The organism is Exiguobacterium sp. PHA03, from assembly GCF_041945985.1.
GTDB lineage: Bacteria > Bacillota > Bacilli > Exiguobacteriales > Exiguobacteriaceae > Exiguobacterium_A.
The window spans coordinates 58510-75719 of record NZ_JAUTYQ010000001.1; the positions used below are offsets into that span (position 1 = coordinate 58510).

Sequence of the window (17210 nt, forward strand, 5' to 3'; positions counted from 1 at the left end):
CGAAAGGGGAATTTTGCTCATGCTTGGATTGATTCAATCCGTTGAGGAGACAGCTCGAACACATCCGGACACAACGGCGTATGTGTTTGAGGACACGCAAGTCAGCTATCGTGAGTTCGTCGAGAAGTTTCACCGGGCAGCCGGCGCGCTTGAAGCAAATGGAATTCGAAAGGGCGATCATGTTGCGCTTATCTTAGGGAACAGTCCATCCTTCCTAGTCGCGTACTATGCCATCATGAAACAAGGAGCTATTGCAATTCCAATCAATCCTACATACACGCCGGATGAAATCGGGTATATCCTGATGAACGGTGATGTGAAAGGGATTTTAGGCATTGCTCCGCTTGTCGAAGCTGCAAAAGATCGTCTCGTTCATTTACCGAACCTCAAGATTGTCGTCTCTGTTCCCTATGCGGATCAGGAAGGACCAAACGAAACACATCAACAAGTTACGTTCATCACGCTCGATCGCTGGCTCGAAATCGAACATCCATTGACAGACGTGACGAATGAACTGGATGACATCGCCGTCATTCTCTATACAAGTGGGACGACAGGAAAACCAAAAGGTGCGATGTTATCGCACCGTAATCTGACGTCAAATGCGCGCTCAATCGGAGATTATCTACACGTATCAAGTAAAGACCGGACACTTGCCGTATTACCAATGTTCCATGTCTTTTGTTTGACAGTCGTCGTCAATGCTTCGCTCGCACATGGAGCCTCAATCATCATTGCTTCACGGTTTTCACCACAAGAGACGTTTGAGTTAGCGAAAAAAGAACAGGTGACGATTTTTGCAGGCGTGCCAACGATGTATAATTTCTTACTGCAAACCGTGAAGGCACATCCGGAATACGCGACCTATTTTGAGTCAACCCGTCTATTCGTCTCAGGAGGAGCGAGTCTTCCAGTACCACTCCTTGAAGCGTTTGATCAGACATTCCAGTGTCATATCCTCGAAGGATACGGTTTATCGGAAGCATCGCCCGTCACTTGTTTCAATCCGGTCGATGGTGTTCAGAAACCAGGCTCGATCGGTACATCGATCGTCGATGTTGAAAACAAAGTTGTCGATGAACTCGGACAGGAATTAACAGATGGTCAGGTCGGAGAATTGATTGTTCGTGGACCAAACGTCATGACGGGTTATTACAAGATGCCAGAAGAGTCGCAAGCGACGTTACGCGATGGCTGGTTATATACGGGTGATTTGGCTCGTCGTGATGAAGATGGTTATTTCTATATCGTCGATCGCAAAAAAGATATGATCATCGTCGGTGGCTATAACGTCTACCCACGTGAGGTCGAAGAAGTGCTCTATCAGCATCCAAATATCATTGAAGCCGCTGTTATCGGCATACCGGACGAGGAGATGGGCGAAGCTGTCAAAGCATTCGTCGTTGTCCGTGAGACGATGACAGAAGAGGAGGCGCGGACATTCTGTGGCACATCACTCGCGAAATACAAATGTCCGACACAGATTGAGTTCATCGATCGATTACCTCGTAATACGACCGGAAAGATTTTACGGACCGTGTTGAAGAAGCAACCGACGAATTCATGAGTGTTTCAAGAACTTCAGGTTTCTGAAGTTCTTTTTCTGTGCATAGACAAGAAGGAGGGGATACGAATGAATATCGCATTGATCGCACATGATGAAAAAAAAGATGAGATGATGGGGTTTACACGAGCTTATGCTGCATTCTTCAAGAAAAATACATTGTATGCGACAGGAACGACCGGGCAACGGATCATGGAAGCGACAGATTTACATGTTCATCGCTGTAAATCTGGACCACTCGGCGGTGATCAAGAAATCGGAGCCCTCGTGGCGCAAGGAAAGATCGATATCGTGATTTTTTTACGCGATCCGCTAACGGCGCAACCGCATGAACCGGACGTCTCCGCACTCATTCGATTATGCGATGTGTACGATCTGCCGCTCGCAACGAATGTCGGAACTGCCGAAATTTTAATCAATGGACTTGAACAAGGACAATTCGATTGGAAGGAAATCATTCGAAAACGTCATGAACTAGAACAAAAAAAGTTTTTAGATGATTAATTTTGTGAGAACGCTTCTCATTTTCGTTTAAGCATGCTATAGTCAGTTTGAGGATGATACTGATTATCAATTGCGATGGAAAAGGTGGCGAAGAAAATGGAGATTCTATTAATGACGGGTGTAACAGTATTGCTAGGAGGCGGCGTTGGATTTTTGACGCACGTCGTGAAAATGGAACGACTTCAACAGGTGGCACCTGCGACTTCAAAGAACAAGCAAGTAGCGTATCCAGCGCTCCGTCTCGTCAAATAATAGAAAATTTATGACTTCGCCTTTCTTTTCTTTTGAAAAGAAAGGTTTTTTTGAATTATTATCCACTCTCCCATAATTTTGCGGAATTCCTTTGATACACTGAAACAAAGCACATTAGTCGAGGAGTGAGAGCCATGCATACAATCTATTTGGTTGATGATGAAGTGAACTTGAATCGTGTACTCGTAAAGTACTTGGAACAAGAAGGTTGGCAGGTTAAATCGTTTACATCTGGTGAGGCAGCTGCTTCTGCGATCGTAGAGAAGCCAGATTTGTGGATTTTAGATATCATGCTACCGGATATGGATGGTTTTCAATTGATTAAGCGAATCAAGGCGCATGATGAAACGACACCCGTCATTTTCATTTCGGCGCGTGATGAGGATATCGATAAGATCATTGGTCTTGAGATGGGATCGGACGATTATATTGCGAAGCCGTTCCTTCCGCGCGAACTGGTCATTCGTGTCAAAAAAATCTTAGCACGTACGTATGCGACACCGAAAAGTGGAGTCATTCAATACGGCGATTATATGATTTATCCTGAGAAACGAATCATCGAGGAGAACGGTCAAGAAATTGATCTAACCTCAAAAGAGTATGATCTACTGATTTTATTTGCGACACAAATCGGGACGCCGATGTCTCGCGAGCAGATTCTCGTCAGTGTCTGGGGTGACGATTATTTCGGTTCGGACCGCGTCGTCGATGATCTTGTCCGTCGTGTCCGTAAAAAATTATCGAAACTGGAACTCGAAACGATCTATGGTATTGGCTATCGCTTGGTGTCTGCATGAAAAATCGCAGTCTCGGATTTCAGATTTGGGCGATGTTTCTGCTCGTCATCGTCACATTATCTGCAGTCATTCTCCTTGTCATCCGCTCATCGATCGGAAATTTCATCGATGAACAGGTCTATTCGACGCTTGAGAATAGTGAGGTCTTCTTCTCGAAGGATGCCTCTGTCATCGAGATGCTACAAGATAATCCGATTGAATTCGATCGTCGAAAACAAGAATCTCGATCAGTTAATATCCTATTGCTATCTAAGAACGGAAAACTTTATTACGGTGGGGCACCGCAACAACTGATCAATCAGATGTACCGTGATGCAATTGATCAAAAAACAGTTACGGCAAAGTATACGACGCGTCTTGATAAAGAAGACGTTTATTATAGTATTCGTAAAATGGAAGAGAGCGGCGAAACCTACTATCGTGTCTCTTACGTCTGGGATGCTTATCGACAAGAACTGATTACACAACTGTTTTCAAAAATCGGCTTCGTCGTCATCATCGGTAGTATCTTTACGTTATTCATTGCCTTCTGGTTGGCGCGTCGTCTAACACATCCGCTCGTCGAAATCGAAAGAGCAGTCGGGAAAATCGCGGCTCAAAAGTGGGATACACCACTTCCGCTCGATCGTGGGGATGAAATCGGTCGACTGGCACGGTCCGTCGATGCGATGCGGATGGATCTTGAAAAGCAGGATAAGGCACAAAAATCGTTGCTTCAAAATATTTCACATGATTTGAAGACGCCAATCATGGTCATTCGAAGTTATGCTCAGTCCATTTCAGATGGGATCTATCCAGATGGTGATTTAACCGGCTCCGTATCGGTCATTGATGAGGAAGCGGAACGATTAGAGAAAAAAGTGGCGGCTCTTCTTTACGTCACGAAGCTCGACTATTTCGAGCTCGATCGTTCTACGTGGGATAATGTCGATATCGATCGGATGATACACCTGCTGAAAAATCGTTTTTCTGGAACGAAGTCACTCGAATGGCATGTTAGTGGAGAAGCGGGGATCGTCCTTGGTGAAGGGGAACAATTACGAGTTGCACTCGAAAACGTCATGGACAACGCGATTCGTTATGCTGAAACACAAATTGACATCCGACTGTCTGGGACAGCGGATCAGGTTCATATCGAAATTGAAAATGATGGACCGCCACTTGATGACTCTTCGCCCTTGTTTCATCAATTTTCACGGGGCAAAGAAGGGAAGTTTGGGCTTGGTCTTTACATTGTCAAAAGGATCGTTGAGCGTCATGATGGTACGGTAGCAATTGAGAATCGCCCTGCGGGAAATGGAGTCGGGAAAGTTTGTGTGATTTTTAATTTCCCACGTCACTTTATTGAACAAGAGGAAAAAAAGCCAGAAGAATTTTAAAAACGGGATCCTAGGATCTCGTTTTTTTCATTAGGAAATAATCGGTATACTCATGCAGAGTAGAAGGAAGTTTGATATAACCAATATAATTCGGGAAGGGAGTGAAGGAGATGTCATACCCAGTTACGGAAGAAACGTTAGCTTTGATTCCACGATATGGTCAATATGGTGAACCACAGACACTTGTCATCAAGGAGCATTCGGAAAGTATTTTAGAGGGTCATCCGATTAAGTTGATTGAAGAATCCTGTTTATATTTTGGTTCATCGATGCGTGGACGGATCGAAGCAGCGCGACATATTCTTGGTCCGAACCGAAAGACACCTGTTTTAGTAGATTGGCAGGCACAAACGATATTTTTTCCGACGACCGCAAAAGAAAAGGCGGAATGCATTTGGATCAATTTCAAGCAAATGAAGACTGTTCAAAAAAAGTCTGGAAAAGTACAGGTAGAGTTTCAGACAGGTCAATGTATTGATACGGACGCATCCGCATACAGCATCGAACGGCAACGAATCAAAACGTTGGAACTGGCGTATGAAATGCAACGGCGCTTCCAATTGCCGGAGTTTAAGAATCGATGAAAAGTGGAAACACATAACAGGAATCTTACTTATGTAAGGAGAAAGAAGTAGAGAGAGAAATCATAGGGAGGTGAAGCGGTAACTTTTACCGCGACACGATGAATGAATCATATGAATGGTTAAATCGCCGAAAATTGCAGCCTGGATTTGGTGCGACTGGAGGCAGACGCTTTATCAGTTCCCGCATCGTGCGTCCGGAAAATACACCGGGTAAACGAATCAAAGGAATCAAACGCGCGCGACAACTAGTCGTCGATGATGCCGGAAATCGCCGTTGGGTCACGAAACGAATCGTTGTGACGGATGCTGCGAAGCATGTCACGATGAATCGTCGAACATCGATCGCCTTAAAAGAGACGAATGAATCGCGACTTGAACAAGTCAAACAAAAACTAGCATCTAATAAAAAAGTCTTACTTCCAATCTTGGCGGCAACAGGAATCGCTGTCGCAGGTGGCGTTCTTGCCTATGTCCTTCGCCGGAAGAAAAAACAATCCGATCAATAAAAAAGAAGCCGTTCTCCAGTTGGGAGGACGGCTTCTTTTATGTCTTAAAGGAATCGTTTCCGTAAAGAAGTCGAAAGTGCTTTGTCTGCGATTTCTTCTAGTTCCGTCAAGTTCGTCGGATCAAAGCTATCATTGTAGAACCGACCTACAAAGTCGACACGGTCGTAATCGAGTTCCTTGAAAATCAAGTGTTTATGATCGTCATAAAAAACGACACGGTAGTAATCAGAACCGCGTTCAAGGGTGACGAGACCTTTGATATGGTCCAATTTTTTTTGTTCTTCGGTTTGTTCTTCTTCGAGTGTATCGTCCTCGTTCGTCGATGCTTCTGCTTGCTCAATCGCATTCTTTACGAGTTCCGGTCGTTGTTCTTGTTCTTCCGTCATGTTATATCGCCTCCATTTATTATTTTACATGGAAATGGACAGATGAGAAAGAAAAATCCCTCAGTCCATCTGGTGTGCTTCGCAAACACGTAAGACATTCGTTGCGCCAATCCGTAATCGCTCGAGGAGTTGGAGTCGCGCTTCTTCATTTGGAATCGTATCAAGAGAAGCTATTTCCATCAGTTCCAACCAACGGATGGCATGCTCTTTTTGAATCGGCAATAGCCGGTGAATCATCGCTAAACTCGTCGGCGGTTGATTCGGATCGCGTGGACCTCCTGTCATTTGGGTCAAGAAGGCGAATTGTGCCTGTTCGACACGGTGTCGATCATCAGGGAATAACGGACGCAATAAGGAATCATGGTAGACTTGATGATAGAACGAATGAATCAAAGAGGTGAGTACTTGCTCGCCTCCAAGCATTTCATAGAGCGACAAAAATCATCACCTGCCTTACATTAGGATGTGTTCTGATTATAGCAAATCCATATCGAAAAGACATGCGTCGAAAACAGTACATTTGTTCTTATTTGTGCGATAATAATGATACATAAAAACGTAGAGGAGGTTTTCTTGATGAACCATATGCACATTGGTCGTGCTGGTAGTGGGAAAACGACACAATTGATTGAGCGCGTCGTACAAGAACTCGAGCAACGACCACTAGGCGAGAAGATGTATTTCATCGTTCCGGATCAGATGTCATTTGAAATGGAGCGTCGGATTGCGACAGATGAACGGATAGCAGGTCTTGTTCGTCTCGAAGTCATGAGTTTACGGCGCTTTGCGTTTCATATTTTACGCGATTACGGAAATCAAGCAATTCCATTTCTCGATGAGACAGGAACACAATTATTACTCCGACAGGTCGTCGAGGAATCAGAAGACGAGTTAAAGATTTTTAAGCGTACGAAAAATATGCCAGGATTTTTCCAAGGACTTGATGAACTCATCGCGTCGTTTAAACGCTCATTGATCGAGCCAGATATGTTGCGTCAAGTGAGTGATCGGTCTCTCGAACGGTCACCAAAATTGAACGATCTTGCGTTGATTTATGAGCGCTTTGCGGAACGAATCGTCGATAAGGCACTCCATGCGGATGATTATTATACGACGTTACTTGAGTTGCTTCCGAAAGCGCGACTGGATCAAGCGACGATCATCGTCGACGGATTTTATGAGTTTTCGCTTCAGGAACAACAAGTACTGCTTGCCTTGATGCAACAAGTGGCTGAAATGCATATTAGTTTTACAATGGACGCGGCGGATCCTTATGCAAAACAAACGTCTTTTGGTGTGTCCCAGCGTTGCTACATGCAGTTGATCGGGCAAATGCAGGAGCAATCGATTCCGTACGAAGAAATCTTGTATGAACAGCCAATCAAATTTCAATCAGAAGGGCTACGGCATTTAGAGCAGGCCTTGTTAAAGCCAGGTTATCCATCTGTCGATCATGACGTTGACGGCTTTCAGATGACAGCTGCAGTCAACCGGCAAGTCGAAGCAGAATCAGCCGTGCGGAAAGCGATTCAACTTGTTCGACAAAAAGGGTATCGATTTCATGAAATGGCATTCGTCGTACGACATCTTGAACCGTATGCGGATCACTTGGAACGAGCCTTCCACATGTATGATGTTCCGTATTTCTTGGATCAACGTGAGTCGATGATCCATCATCCGCTCGTTGACTTGATTCAATCTGCTTTAGACATCGTGACATCGGGTTATCGGGAAGAAACGGTCTTTCGTTTACTGAAGACGGAGCTCTTACCGATTCCAGCAGAAGATGCGCGTCTAGCGCTCGATCGTTTCGAGACGTTCGTGCTCGAACGCGGCATCAAAGGGTCGATGTGGCAACAACCGTGGCAATTAAAGCGACGCTTAGCAGAGGAAGTTCGCTTAACGGAAGAGGAAATCGCGCAAGAAGAGGAATTGAATCATCTCCGTACGTTCGTCGTCGACTTGATTGAACCGTTACACCGTCGGTTAAAGCAGGCAAAGACGATGAGCGCGTATACGAAAGGTCTTTATCAATTCCTCGAAGAACAAAAAATTGCAGAACATTTAATGGAATGGCGCAAGCAAGCATTAGAGCAAGATCAGTTACTTGCTGCTCGGGAACATGATCAAGTGTATGAAGCGATTCTTCACCTATTCGAACAGCTAGAAGCTGCTGCGCCTGAGCATACTTTATCAACGGACTTGTTCGTCCAAATGGTCGAGACAGGACTTGAGAGTCTGCGTTTTGCACTTGTCCCCCCATCGCTTGATCAAGTCATTGCGACGGATTATGTGCGTGGACGATTGCAACGAGTGAAAGTCGTCTTTTTATTGGGAGCGAATGATGGTCTGATTCCGTTCGTCCAAGATCAATCGAAGTTACTGTCCGAAAATGATCATGACTTTTTACATGAACATGGTATTCCGGTCGGAAAAGCGTCCCTCGATGTGTTTGATGATGAACTATTTTATCTGTATCAAGGGATGATGGCTCCAAGTGAAGCATTGTATGTCAGTTATGCGCTTGTCGATGAAGAAGGAAAGGCGTTGCAGCCGGCAGCAATTACGAAACAATTGAAGCGGCAACTGTTGCTTGATCGTCCGATCAAAACACAGTTTGCGGAGGCTGGCGAACATGCACCGCAAGAACAACTCGATTTCGTGACGAGTCCCGATCGCGCGGCAGCAGCGACGGCGATTGAACTCCGCCGTTTGCAACGACGTTATCCGATTCAGCCAATTTGGTTTCAAGTATATAATTCACTTCTTGAAAACGGACAAGGACGCGAACGAATGGGTCTATTCTCAAGTGCCTTGTTCTATCAAAATCAAGCGGAAGCGTTACCGGAAGGGTTGGCGCATCGCTTATATGGCGAGTCTCTGCAAGCGAGCGTTTCGCGTTTTGAAACGTATAATGCTTGCTCGTATAAACATTTTGCTCGGTATGGACTTCGTTTACGCGAGCGAAAGCTCTATAAATTCGAAGCGCCGGACATCGGAAATCTGTTCCACGGCGCATTAAATGATCTGTCGCTCAGTATCAAAGCTTCCGGACGGCACTGGCGCGAGCTCGATAGTGAGACATGTGGAACACTTGCGAAGGAAGCTGTTGAAAAGGTGACACCAGAAATCCAGAATGCAATTTTGATGAGCTCAAGTCGATTTGGTTATATCAAGAAAAAGTTGACGGATGTCGTCGAACAGACCGCTAAGATGCTCGTCGAGCAGGCGAAGCGAACGGATTTTGAACCAGATCTATTTGAAATCAGTTTTGGGAATGCGACGTTTCCACCATTACGCTTTACGCTACCAGACGGAACGGAAATTGAATTCACAGGACGCATTGACCGTATTGATCAGGCGATGATCGGTGACCAGTTATACGTCCGTATCATAGATTATAAGTCGAGTGCACGAGGACTAGATTTTGCGGAAATCTATTACGGACTCGCCATACAGATGTTGCTATATTTGAAAACAGTCGTGGAACAGTCAGAGTTGCTGTATCAACAGCAGGCAAAACCTGCTGGTGCGCTGTATTTCCATGTTAAAAATCCGATGCTACGAGGCGATTTATCTGCTGATGAAGCAGAACGTAATCGACTATTACTCGAGTCCTATCAGATGCAAGGCGTCATTCTCGAGAATGATGAGGTACTGCGAGCGATGGATCATATTGCATACGATGAACGAAAAAAATCCCCACTCGTCAAAGTGACCTTCACGAAAAATGGACTGCATAAATCACAGACGAAGGGTGTTGTACAAGAGGCAGATTTATCGGCACTGATGGATCATGCGTGGGAGGCATTAAAAGACAGCAGTCAAGATATCTATGATGGGGATATTGCAATCAATCCATTCGATTATCAGGAACGGACACCGTGTAGTTTCTGCGAATATCGTTCAGTCTGTCAATTCGATGAATCACTCGGAAATCAATATCGTCCATTAAAACCGATGTCTGAAAAAGAGGTACTGGAACGATTGAAGGAGGATGAAGAATGAGCGTGCGTTGGACGGAAGAACAACAACAAGCCATTTCAGCAAGGGGAGGACATATCTTAGTCTCAGCAGCTGCTGGATCAGGGAAAACAGCTGTCCTTGTCGAACGGCTGACGCAACGATTGATCGATCCCGAAGATGAGTTGTCGGCGGATCGGATTCTTGTTGCTACCTTTACGAATGCAGCAGCGCGTGAGATGAAAACGCGAGTCATTGAGGTCATGGATCAGCGTATCAAAGAGGCACCGGATGATCTGTATCTAAAAAAACAACGTCAATTAATGAACCGGGCACAAATTACGACGATCCATTCATTCTGTCTATCGATTCTACGTGAGAATTATTACCGGATCGGTTTGGATCCGGCGTTTCGGATTGCTGACGAATCTGAACTGTTATTACTGCAAGATGATGTCTTAGAAGCGGTCTTTGAGTCGTTCTATGCCTCTGAGGATCCGGGATTCTATGATTTGATCGATAGTTATACATCAGATCGGGACGATCAAGCGATGCTTTCGCTGATTTCAAATCTCTACCGTTTTTCTCGATCCTTACCTGATCCGGAAGCGTTTTATGCGCATTTAATCAATCAGTACGATCAACCAATCGATCCGGATGAGTCTCCGCTCATGCAACGATTGGTCGAACTGGAATGGGAGACGTTGTCGAATCTACTAGGACGTTATCGAGAACTTGCTTTTGAATTGGAACAGTCCGGATATACGGAAATGGGACAGATGATGCGACAGGATATCGCTCCTTTTGGAGTACTTGAAACGTCAGTACGGCAATGGTCGATGGTTGCTCTTGCGTTTCAAGCAGTAGAGTTCGGTCGTTGGAAAAGTCCGCGCGGAGATGAAGGCATCAAACCGTTCCAGACAGAGCGGACACGACTCGTTGCAGAATTCAAGAAAATGAAAGAACTGTTTGTCCAAAAAACAGGTGTCGATTACTTGGAGGATTTACGATCACAGCTCCGACATGTAGAAACGATTGTTACACTCGTGCGTCAATTCGCAAATGATTATCTCGAAGCGAAACAACAACGTGGAATTGTTGATTTTTCGGATCTTGAACATTTTGCATTAGAGATCTTGACGGAAGAGGGACAACCGTCGGATGTGGCAAAACTTCTAAAGGAACGCTTCGTTGAGGTACTGGTCGACGAATACCAAGATACGAATGAAGTCCAGGAACGCATCATTCAACTGGTTTCGAAAACGGACGAGGCAACAGGGAATCTATTCATGGTCGGTGATGTCAAACAGTCCATTTACAAATTTCGACATGCAGAACCAGGATTGTTCCTGGAGAAATTCAAACGATTCCAGCAGACCGACGTCGGAACACGCGTCGATTTAACAAAGAACTTCCGCAGTCGCCTCGAGGTGTTGGATGGAACGAATCAAATCTTCCGCCAAGTCATGGATGAGACAGTCGGAGAAATTGATTACGATGAAGCGGCGCACCTTCGACTCGGTAATTTAAGTTATTTAGAATCAGAGCAAGTCGACCCTGAATTACTCTTGATTGATCCGCTTGATAGTGAAAAAGAAGAAGTTGAAGCACGAGCGATTGCAACACGAATTCTAGAACTCGTCGACTCTAAACATCCACATCTGATTTACGATGCGAAATCGAACCGATTCCGGACATGCGAATACCGTGACATCGTCGTCTTGGCCCGTTCGCGCGGCAAGCGTGTTCAGGCACTCGTTGAAGTACTCGAACAGTATGAGATTCCGGTCTATGCAGATACGACGGGCGGATATTTCCAAGCGACGGAAATTCAAATCATGATGGCGTTACTCAAGACAATCGATAATCCACTTCAAGATATCCCGTTCGCCAGTCTGTTACGATCGCCGATTTTCGGTGTGGCGGATCGTGATCTAGGGCGGATTCGAGCAAAACAAAAAGAAGGAAGCTTTTATGAGGCGGCACTCGCGATGGCGACAGAGGAATCAGCACTTGGTATTCGAATAGACGAGATCATCCGTCAGATTCAAGCATGGCGAACCGAAGCACGTGGGAGTGCGCTTCCTGCCTTCATTCGATCATTGTTTGATCAGACTGGCTATTTTGAGTATGTCGGCTGTCTCGCTGGAGGCAGAAGTCGTCAAGCTAACTTAAATGCCTTATATGAGCGGGCAAAGCAATATGAGACGTCCGGTTATCGTGGGCTATATCGTTTTCTACGCCTGATCAATCGGTTGATCGAACGAGGAGAAGACTTCGCAGAAGCCCGTTCGCTTGGAGAAGACGAGGACGTCGTTCGAATCATGACGATCCACCAATCAAAAGGACTCGAGTTCCCCGTGACGATTGTCAGCCAATTGACGAAGCAATTCAACAAACAGGATCAAATGCAGGCCATTCAGTTGCATAAGACGTATGGCATTGCTCTAGACGCCATTGATCCGATTCGTCGTTTGCGATCTGGAACGCTATTGAAGGAAGTCATCCGTCGGGAAATGGATCGCGAGATGAAGGCAGAAGAGATGCGCGTCTTGTATGTTGCGATGACTCGAGCGAAGGAAAAATTGATTCTCGTCGGGACAGTCAAGGATTTAGAAGATCAAATGGTGGCCTGGCAGATGACGCCACTCGACGAAGTCTTACTACCTGAAAATGACCGGCGCCAAGCGAAGAGTTATGCGGAATGGGTCGTTCCGGCAGTCTTACGCAGTAGTTTACTACGTCCGGATGAGACGAACTGGTCGATTCGCATGATGTCTTTAGAGGAGTTAGCACCGTATCAAGAAATCTCAACACTCGTGGAGCAACTCGAACACGTCCAAAAGCTTGAAAAAATTGATGTGCCCGTCAATAATACGCACGTCAAAGAAATCGTTGAATCGGCATTTTCGTATCAGTATCCGCATCTACTCGCGACAGAGACGGCAGCGAAACAGACCGTTACGGAACTGAAGCGCGCGGAACAGTTGGAACGCGCAGCATTTGAAACGACGTATCGCCAGACGACGTATTACCGAACGCCACAATTCCTTGGACCTGTACTTAGTGGAGCGGAACGAGGAACGGTCCTACACCTAGCGATGCAATTATACAAACCGGATACAGCGATTTCAGAACAGATCGATCAATGGGAAACGATGGAACGAATCACACCTATCGAAGCGACGACGATGCGGGAAGCAACACCACAGTTGCAAGAGTTCCTAGACTCCGAGATCGGACAATTGTTCAGCGAACGACTACGGACAAACCACGTCTATCGAGAGTTACCGTTTACGTATAAAATCGGAGCATCACGTTTTCGGAAAGACTGGACGGGTCCAGTGGATGACGCAGTCATGCAGGGAATCGTCGACTGCTTGATTCAGGATGGGGAGTCATATATCTTACTCGACTATAAATCGGATCAAATCGTTACGACGGAAGTCGGACAGACACCTGCTGATGTGTTACGTGAACGGTATGCGACTCAATTGAATCTATACCAAGAAGCATTAGAAGCTATTCTTCATATTCGAATCTCGCGGAAAGTCATTTATGCTTTTGCTTTAGGAGAAACGATTGATTTAGTTTAATTTTACGACTGAGACCTCTCTTGTCCTCCTACTTCAGGTAGAGGCGAGGGAGGTTTTAGTATAGTTCGAAAGAGGGATGAGGAATAAAGGAATAAAATCAAGGTATGGAGTGATTTCCGTTTCTTATTGTGAAAAAACTGTGTAAAATAAAGAAGATATGTCACTTTAATGATGGATAATTTTGGGAGGTTTTAATAGATGGCACGTATTTTATTAGCAGAAGATGAAGATGTCTTACGTATGTTGGTACTTGATACACTAGAAGATGAAGGATATACGATTGATGAAGCGACGGACGGAGACGAGGCATATCAAAAAATCATGAACACGGAATATGACCTCGTTCTGTTGGATTACATGATGCCTGGGATGACAGGAATCGAAGTCATCGAAAAAGTTCGACAACATCCAGATAAGCAACACTTGAAAATTATGATGTTGACCGCTAAAAGTCAACAATCTGATCGAGAGCGCGCGGAAGAAATCGGTGCAAACTACTTCTTTTCGAAACCCTTTAGTCCTCTTGAGTTGATTGATGTAGTAGGAGGAATATTGAGTGATCACCAAGTGGATTAATCGAAAAATCGGACGCCAACTTATGGCATCCTTTTATGTCGTATTAGCTACATTGATGATTTCATCATTGATCGTCTACAACTACACGGATACGAAATTGCAAGCGACACGGGCGAAATTAGAAGACATCCGAGATCGCAGTGCACGCGCAGGGGCTCTATGGGAAGAATGGCAGGATGTTCAATTCAACATGCGTGGCTATGCCTTGATGGGAAATGAAGAATTATATACCCAAGTTATGGCTCAACAAGATAAGATTGCTCAGCAAACGGATTGGTTCGAAAAAAATGCAATCTACGATCAAGGAAAGGCATTCGCCCAGTCCTCGAGAGAACTATATCAATACTATTTCGATGCAATCTTGCCGCTTGTTCAATCCTATGTCAAAGCGAAAGAGTCAGGAGATATTACAGAATCCTTCTTGAAAGGAACGACGCTAGCCGAATTGCCACTCGGTCAAAAGTTGTTAACTGAAGGAAAGATTCAGTTAGATAGTCAAGGAAACATCGATGTATTATCAGAGATTAATAAAAGTGAACTGGCACTCGGCGGTTATCGTGAATTTTTGGAAGATTGGGCACAACGGACAAGTGATCAATTGGAGCAGGAAATCCGAACGACGCAACTGATTTGGTTAGCGAATATCGTCGTTTTGATCGCTGTTTTGATCTTCTTCATCTATCCATTCATTCGTCGCATCACGATTGAATTATTGTCTCTCGTTAAGAACAGTCAACGGCTTGCGAATGGTGAAGATGTTTTAAGCGTCAAAGTACCGAATCGTAAAGATGAGATTGGTATTTTAGCACTATCGTTTAATCAGATGGCAAGTTCGATTTCTGAGAATAAACAGCATCTATTGGCAAAAAATGAAGAGTTGCAAGCCCAGCAGGAAGAATTACAAGCGCAGCAAGAAGAATTGCAAGCACAACAACAGGAACTTGAAGAAGCATTGGAACTGACGATGCGCAATGAACAACACCTTCAGTACCGGAATGATCTGACAGAGACGCTCGCGGCACGTGAATCGTTGACCGCTTATCCGGAAATCATCGAGAAGCTCGTCACGATCACGGATTCTGAAATTGGTGCATTAGTATTCGTCGATGAGGAAGAGAGTTATTCCGTCGTCACCTATGGTATGACGGATGAACTGGCAGAGCAGTTACTTCAAAACGATGCGTCACTGTTAAAACGAGCAGAATCACTCAAGACACCAGTTCACTCCTCTAAACAAGTCGTGAGCAATCATCCGTTACCGTACCCGTACTATATGTATGAAACGGCTGTGCCGATTCTCGATCCAACCGCAGATGATATCATCGCGTATATCTATCTGGTCCGTTACCGCGATCAGTTTACGAATGAACAGATGCGGGATGTCATGTCCTTCTCTCGTCAATTGTCGTTATCCCTTCTCCGGATGCGTTTGTTTGACGAAATGACGAGAGAAAAAACGAAAACGGAACGGATTCTCGATTCAATTCGTGAAGCGGTCATCTATCTTGAGCCAGGGAAAGAAGAGGTTTTCGTCAATCGACCACTGTACGATCTATTCCCGGAACTGCGATATGGTGTCCAGGCGGAACAAGAAACACTTCAAACATGCTTAGAAGTCATTCAATCCGTCGTCGATGAACCGGAAAACTTCAGTCGATATGTTGATTCAGTTCTTCGTGGAGAATTACCGACAGATAGTCTACAGTTCTCGATTAGAAACGAAACGGTATTCATTCAATTTTATGTCGAGGTGATTCACATTCATCAGGTGCATAAAGGAACGATGCTTGTCATGCGGGATGTGACGAAAGAAACCGAAATGGATCGTTTGAAATCAGAACTCGTTTCGACTGTATCTCATGAACTTCGAACACCGCTTTCTTCGATTTATGGTTTTACAGAGCTCATGCTCAATCGAGATATTGAAGAATCGCGCCAAGATCGATACTTACGGACGATCCATTCCGAAACAGAACGTCTTGCGAATCTCGTCAACGATTTCTTAGACGTCCAGCGCATGGAGTCAGGTACACAATCGTACAAAAAGACATCTGTGAACATTCATGCGATTGCTGAAGAAACGACACACTTTTATGCGGCTTCGACACAAGCCCACCGGATTACGTTCCGTCACGAAGGAAATCAGTTGCCTGTCATTGAAGCAGATGAAGAAAAAATCAGACAGTTACTCAATAATTTATTGAATAATGCGGTGAAATACTCACCATCTGGTGGTGCGATTGATGTCGTACTCACGACATCACGTGATCAAGTCATTCTTCAAGTTCGGGATGAGGGAATCGGGATTCCGAAACAATCACTCAGTCGTCTATTCGAAAAGTTTTACCGCGTCGATAACTCGGATAGTCGGAAAATCGGTGGTACGGGCCTTGGTCTAGCCATCTGTAAAGAAATCGTCACCGGTCATGGGGGAGAAATTCATGTGGAATCGGTCGTAAGAGAAGGGAGTCTTTTCACTGTCAAATTCCCACTCGTTCAGTCCACACATGTGACAATCTCCTGAATAAACCATATAGCAACAAAATAACACTAGGTGTTCGTACGGAAATCAGATACGATGAAATAGGAAAAGAAAGGAGGAAATGAAATGCCAATCACAGCATTCGTTCACACACACGTCTTACTTTGGGTACTTTTATTGGTTACGTTCTTCGTCGCGTTTTCGATGTACAAGAACAATAAGAAAGCCGCAAAAGGCATTCATATGGCGTTCCGTCTTCTGCTTTTATTGACGTTCGCGACAGGTCTTTACCTGTACATTAAAATCATGGGGGTGTCTGAAAATCCAGATCCACTCTACCATGCGAAGATCACAGCAGGTCTTTTGACGCTCATCTTCGGAGAATTGACACTCGTTCGTGTCAAAAAAGGAAAAGCCTATTCCGGTTTCGTCATCGGATTCATCGTGCTTGTCCTTGTGACAGTATTCCTTGGCTATTCGCTTCCATACGGTATGAAGTTTTTCTGATTTTATGCGAAATCAAAGAGTCCTTTTCGACCTTTTGGGTCGAAAGGACTCTTTTTGTCGTGTCTGCTAGTAATTTTTGTTTACAAGTGGTTGTTATTTGGGAAAAGGGATGTA

General features: G+C 44.9%; 14 protein-coding genes. 12 read left to right on the forward strand and 2 right to left on the reverse strand.

Annotation, left to right across the window (positions count from 1 at the left end; all coding sequences use genetic code 11):
* Positions 1-19 precede the first annotated feature (19 nt).
* The 7 genes from Q7C19_RS00360 to Q7C19_RS00390 all read left to right on the forward strand — a co-directional run bounded on the left by Q7C19_RS00360 (position 20) and on the right by Q7C19_RS00390 (position 5586).
* The gene (locus tag Q7C19_RS00360) at positions 20-1567 is read left to right on the forward strand and encodes a fatty acid--CoA ligase family protein (RefSeq protein WP_375091404.1); all 1548 of its coding nucleotides are present in this window, start codon (positions 20-22) and stop codon (positions 1565-1567) included.
* Positions 1568-1633: 66 nt separating this feature from the next.
* A complete protein-coding gene (gene mgsA / locus Q7C19_RS00365) occupies positions 1634-2068 on the forward strand; it encodes a methylglyoxal synthase (RefSeq protein WP_029340960.1) in 435 nt (144 codons plus the stop codon).
* A 96-nt stretch (positions 2069-2164) separates the two neighbouring features.
* Positions 2165-2320 (forward strand): hypothetical protein, encoded by a 156-nt coding sequence (locus Q7C19_RS00370; RefSeq protein WP_290748659.1) that lies wholly within the window; start codon positions 2165-2167, stop codon positions 2318-2320.
* A gap of 134 nt (positions 2321-2454) precedes the next feature.
* Positions 2455-3117: a response regulator transcription factor gene (locus tag Q7C19_RS00375; protein WP_023467381.1), complete on the forward strand. Its 663-nt coding sequence runs from the start codon at positions 2455-2457 to the stop codon at positions 3115-3117.
* A complete protein-coding gene (locus tag Q7C19_RS00380) occupies positions 3114-4496 on the forward strand; it encodes a sensor histidine kinase (protein ID WP_035409370.1) in 1383 nt (460 codons plus the stop codon). Before Q7C19_RS00375 ends, Q7C19_RS00380 begins: the two co-directional genes overlap by 4 nt.
* A gap of 110 nt (positions 4497-4606) precedes the next feature.
* Positions 4607-5080 carry a competence protein ComK gene (locus Q7C19_RS00385; protein WP_035409368.1) on the forward strand — a complete coding sequence of 158 codons (474 nt, stop codon included), beginning with the start codon at positions 4607-4609 and terminating at the stop codon, positions 5078-5080.
* 98 nt (positions 5081-5178) lie between these two features.
* Positions 5179-5586 (forward strand): hypothetical protein, encoded by a 408-nt coding sequence (locus Q7C19_RS00390; RefSeq protein WP_023467385.1) that lies wholly within the window; start codon positions 5179-5181, stop codon positions 5584-5586.
* 44 nt (positions 5587-5630) lie between these two features.
* Here the strand turns inward: Q7C19_RS00390 and Q7C19_RS00395 are convergent, their stop codons facing one another.
* Positions 5631-5972: a hypothetical protein gene (locus Q7C19_RS00395; RefSeq protein ID WP_029340963.1), complete on the reverse strand. Its 342-nt coding sequence runs from the start codon at positions 5970-5972 to the stop codon at positions 5631-5633.
* A gap of 60 nt (positions 5973-6032) precedes the next feature.
* Positions 6033-6410 (reverse strand): truncated hemoglobin, encoded by a 378-nt coding sequence (locus Q7C19_RS00400; protein WP_231496881.1) that lies wholly within the window; start codon positions 6408-6410, stop codon positions 6033-6035.
* A gap of 138 nt (positions 6411-6548) precedes the next feature.
* Here Q7C19_RS00400 and addB point away from each other — a divergent pair, with 138 nt between their 5' ends.
* The 5 genes from addB to Q7C19_RS00425 all read left to right on the forward strand — a co-directional run bounded on the left by addB (position 6549) and on the right by Q7C19_RS00425 (position 17096).
* On the forward strand, positions 6549-9980 hold the full coding sequence (addB, locus tag Q7C19_RS00405; protein WP_313490952.1) for a helicase-exonuclease AddAB subunit AddB: 3432 nt from the start codon (positions 6549-6551) through the stop codon (positions 9978-9980).
* Entirely contained in the window at positions 9977-13531 is a 3555-nt protein-coding gene (gene addA / locus Q7C19_RS00410) for a helicase-exonuclease AddAB subunit AddA (protein WP_375091405.1), read from the forward strand. Before addB ends, addA begins: the two co-directional genes overlap by 4 nt.
* 198 nt (positions 13532-13729) lie before the next feature.
* Positions 13730-14107 (forward strand): response regulator, encoded by a 378-nt coding sequence (locus tag Q7C19_RS00415; protein ID WP_035409361.1) that lies wholly within the window; start codon positions 13730-13732, stop codon positions 14105-14107.
* Positions 14088-16631, forward strand: coding sequence for a HAMP domain-containing sensor histidine kinase (locus tag Q7C19_RS00420; RefSeq protein WP_035409359.1), 2544 nt, complete (start codon positions 14088-14090; stop codon positions 16629-16631). The genes Q7C19_RS00415 and Q7C19_RS00420 overlap by 20 nt, the downstream gene beginning before the upstream one ends.
* 84 nt (positions 16632-16715) lie before the next feature.
* A complete protein-coding gene (locus Q7C19_RS00425; RefSeq protein ID WP_056060012.1) occupies positions 16716-17096 on the forward strand; it encodes a DUF1516 family protein in 381 nt (126 codons plus the stop codon).
* The last annotated feature ends 114 nt before the right edge of the window (positions 17097-17210 follow it).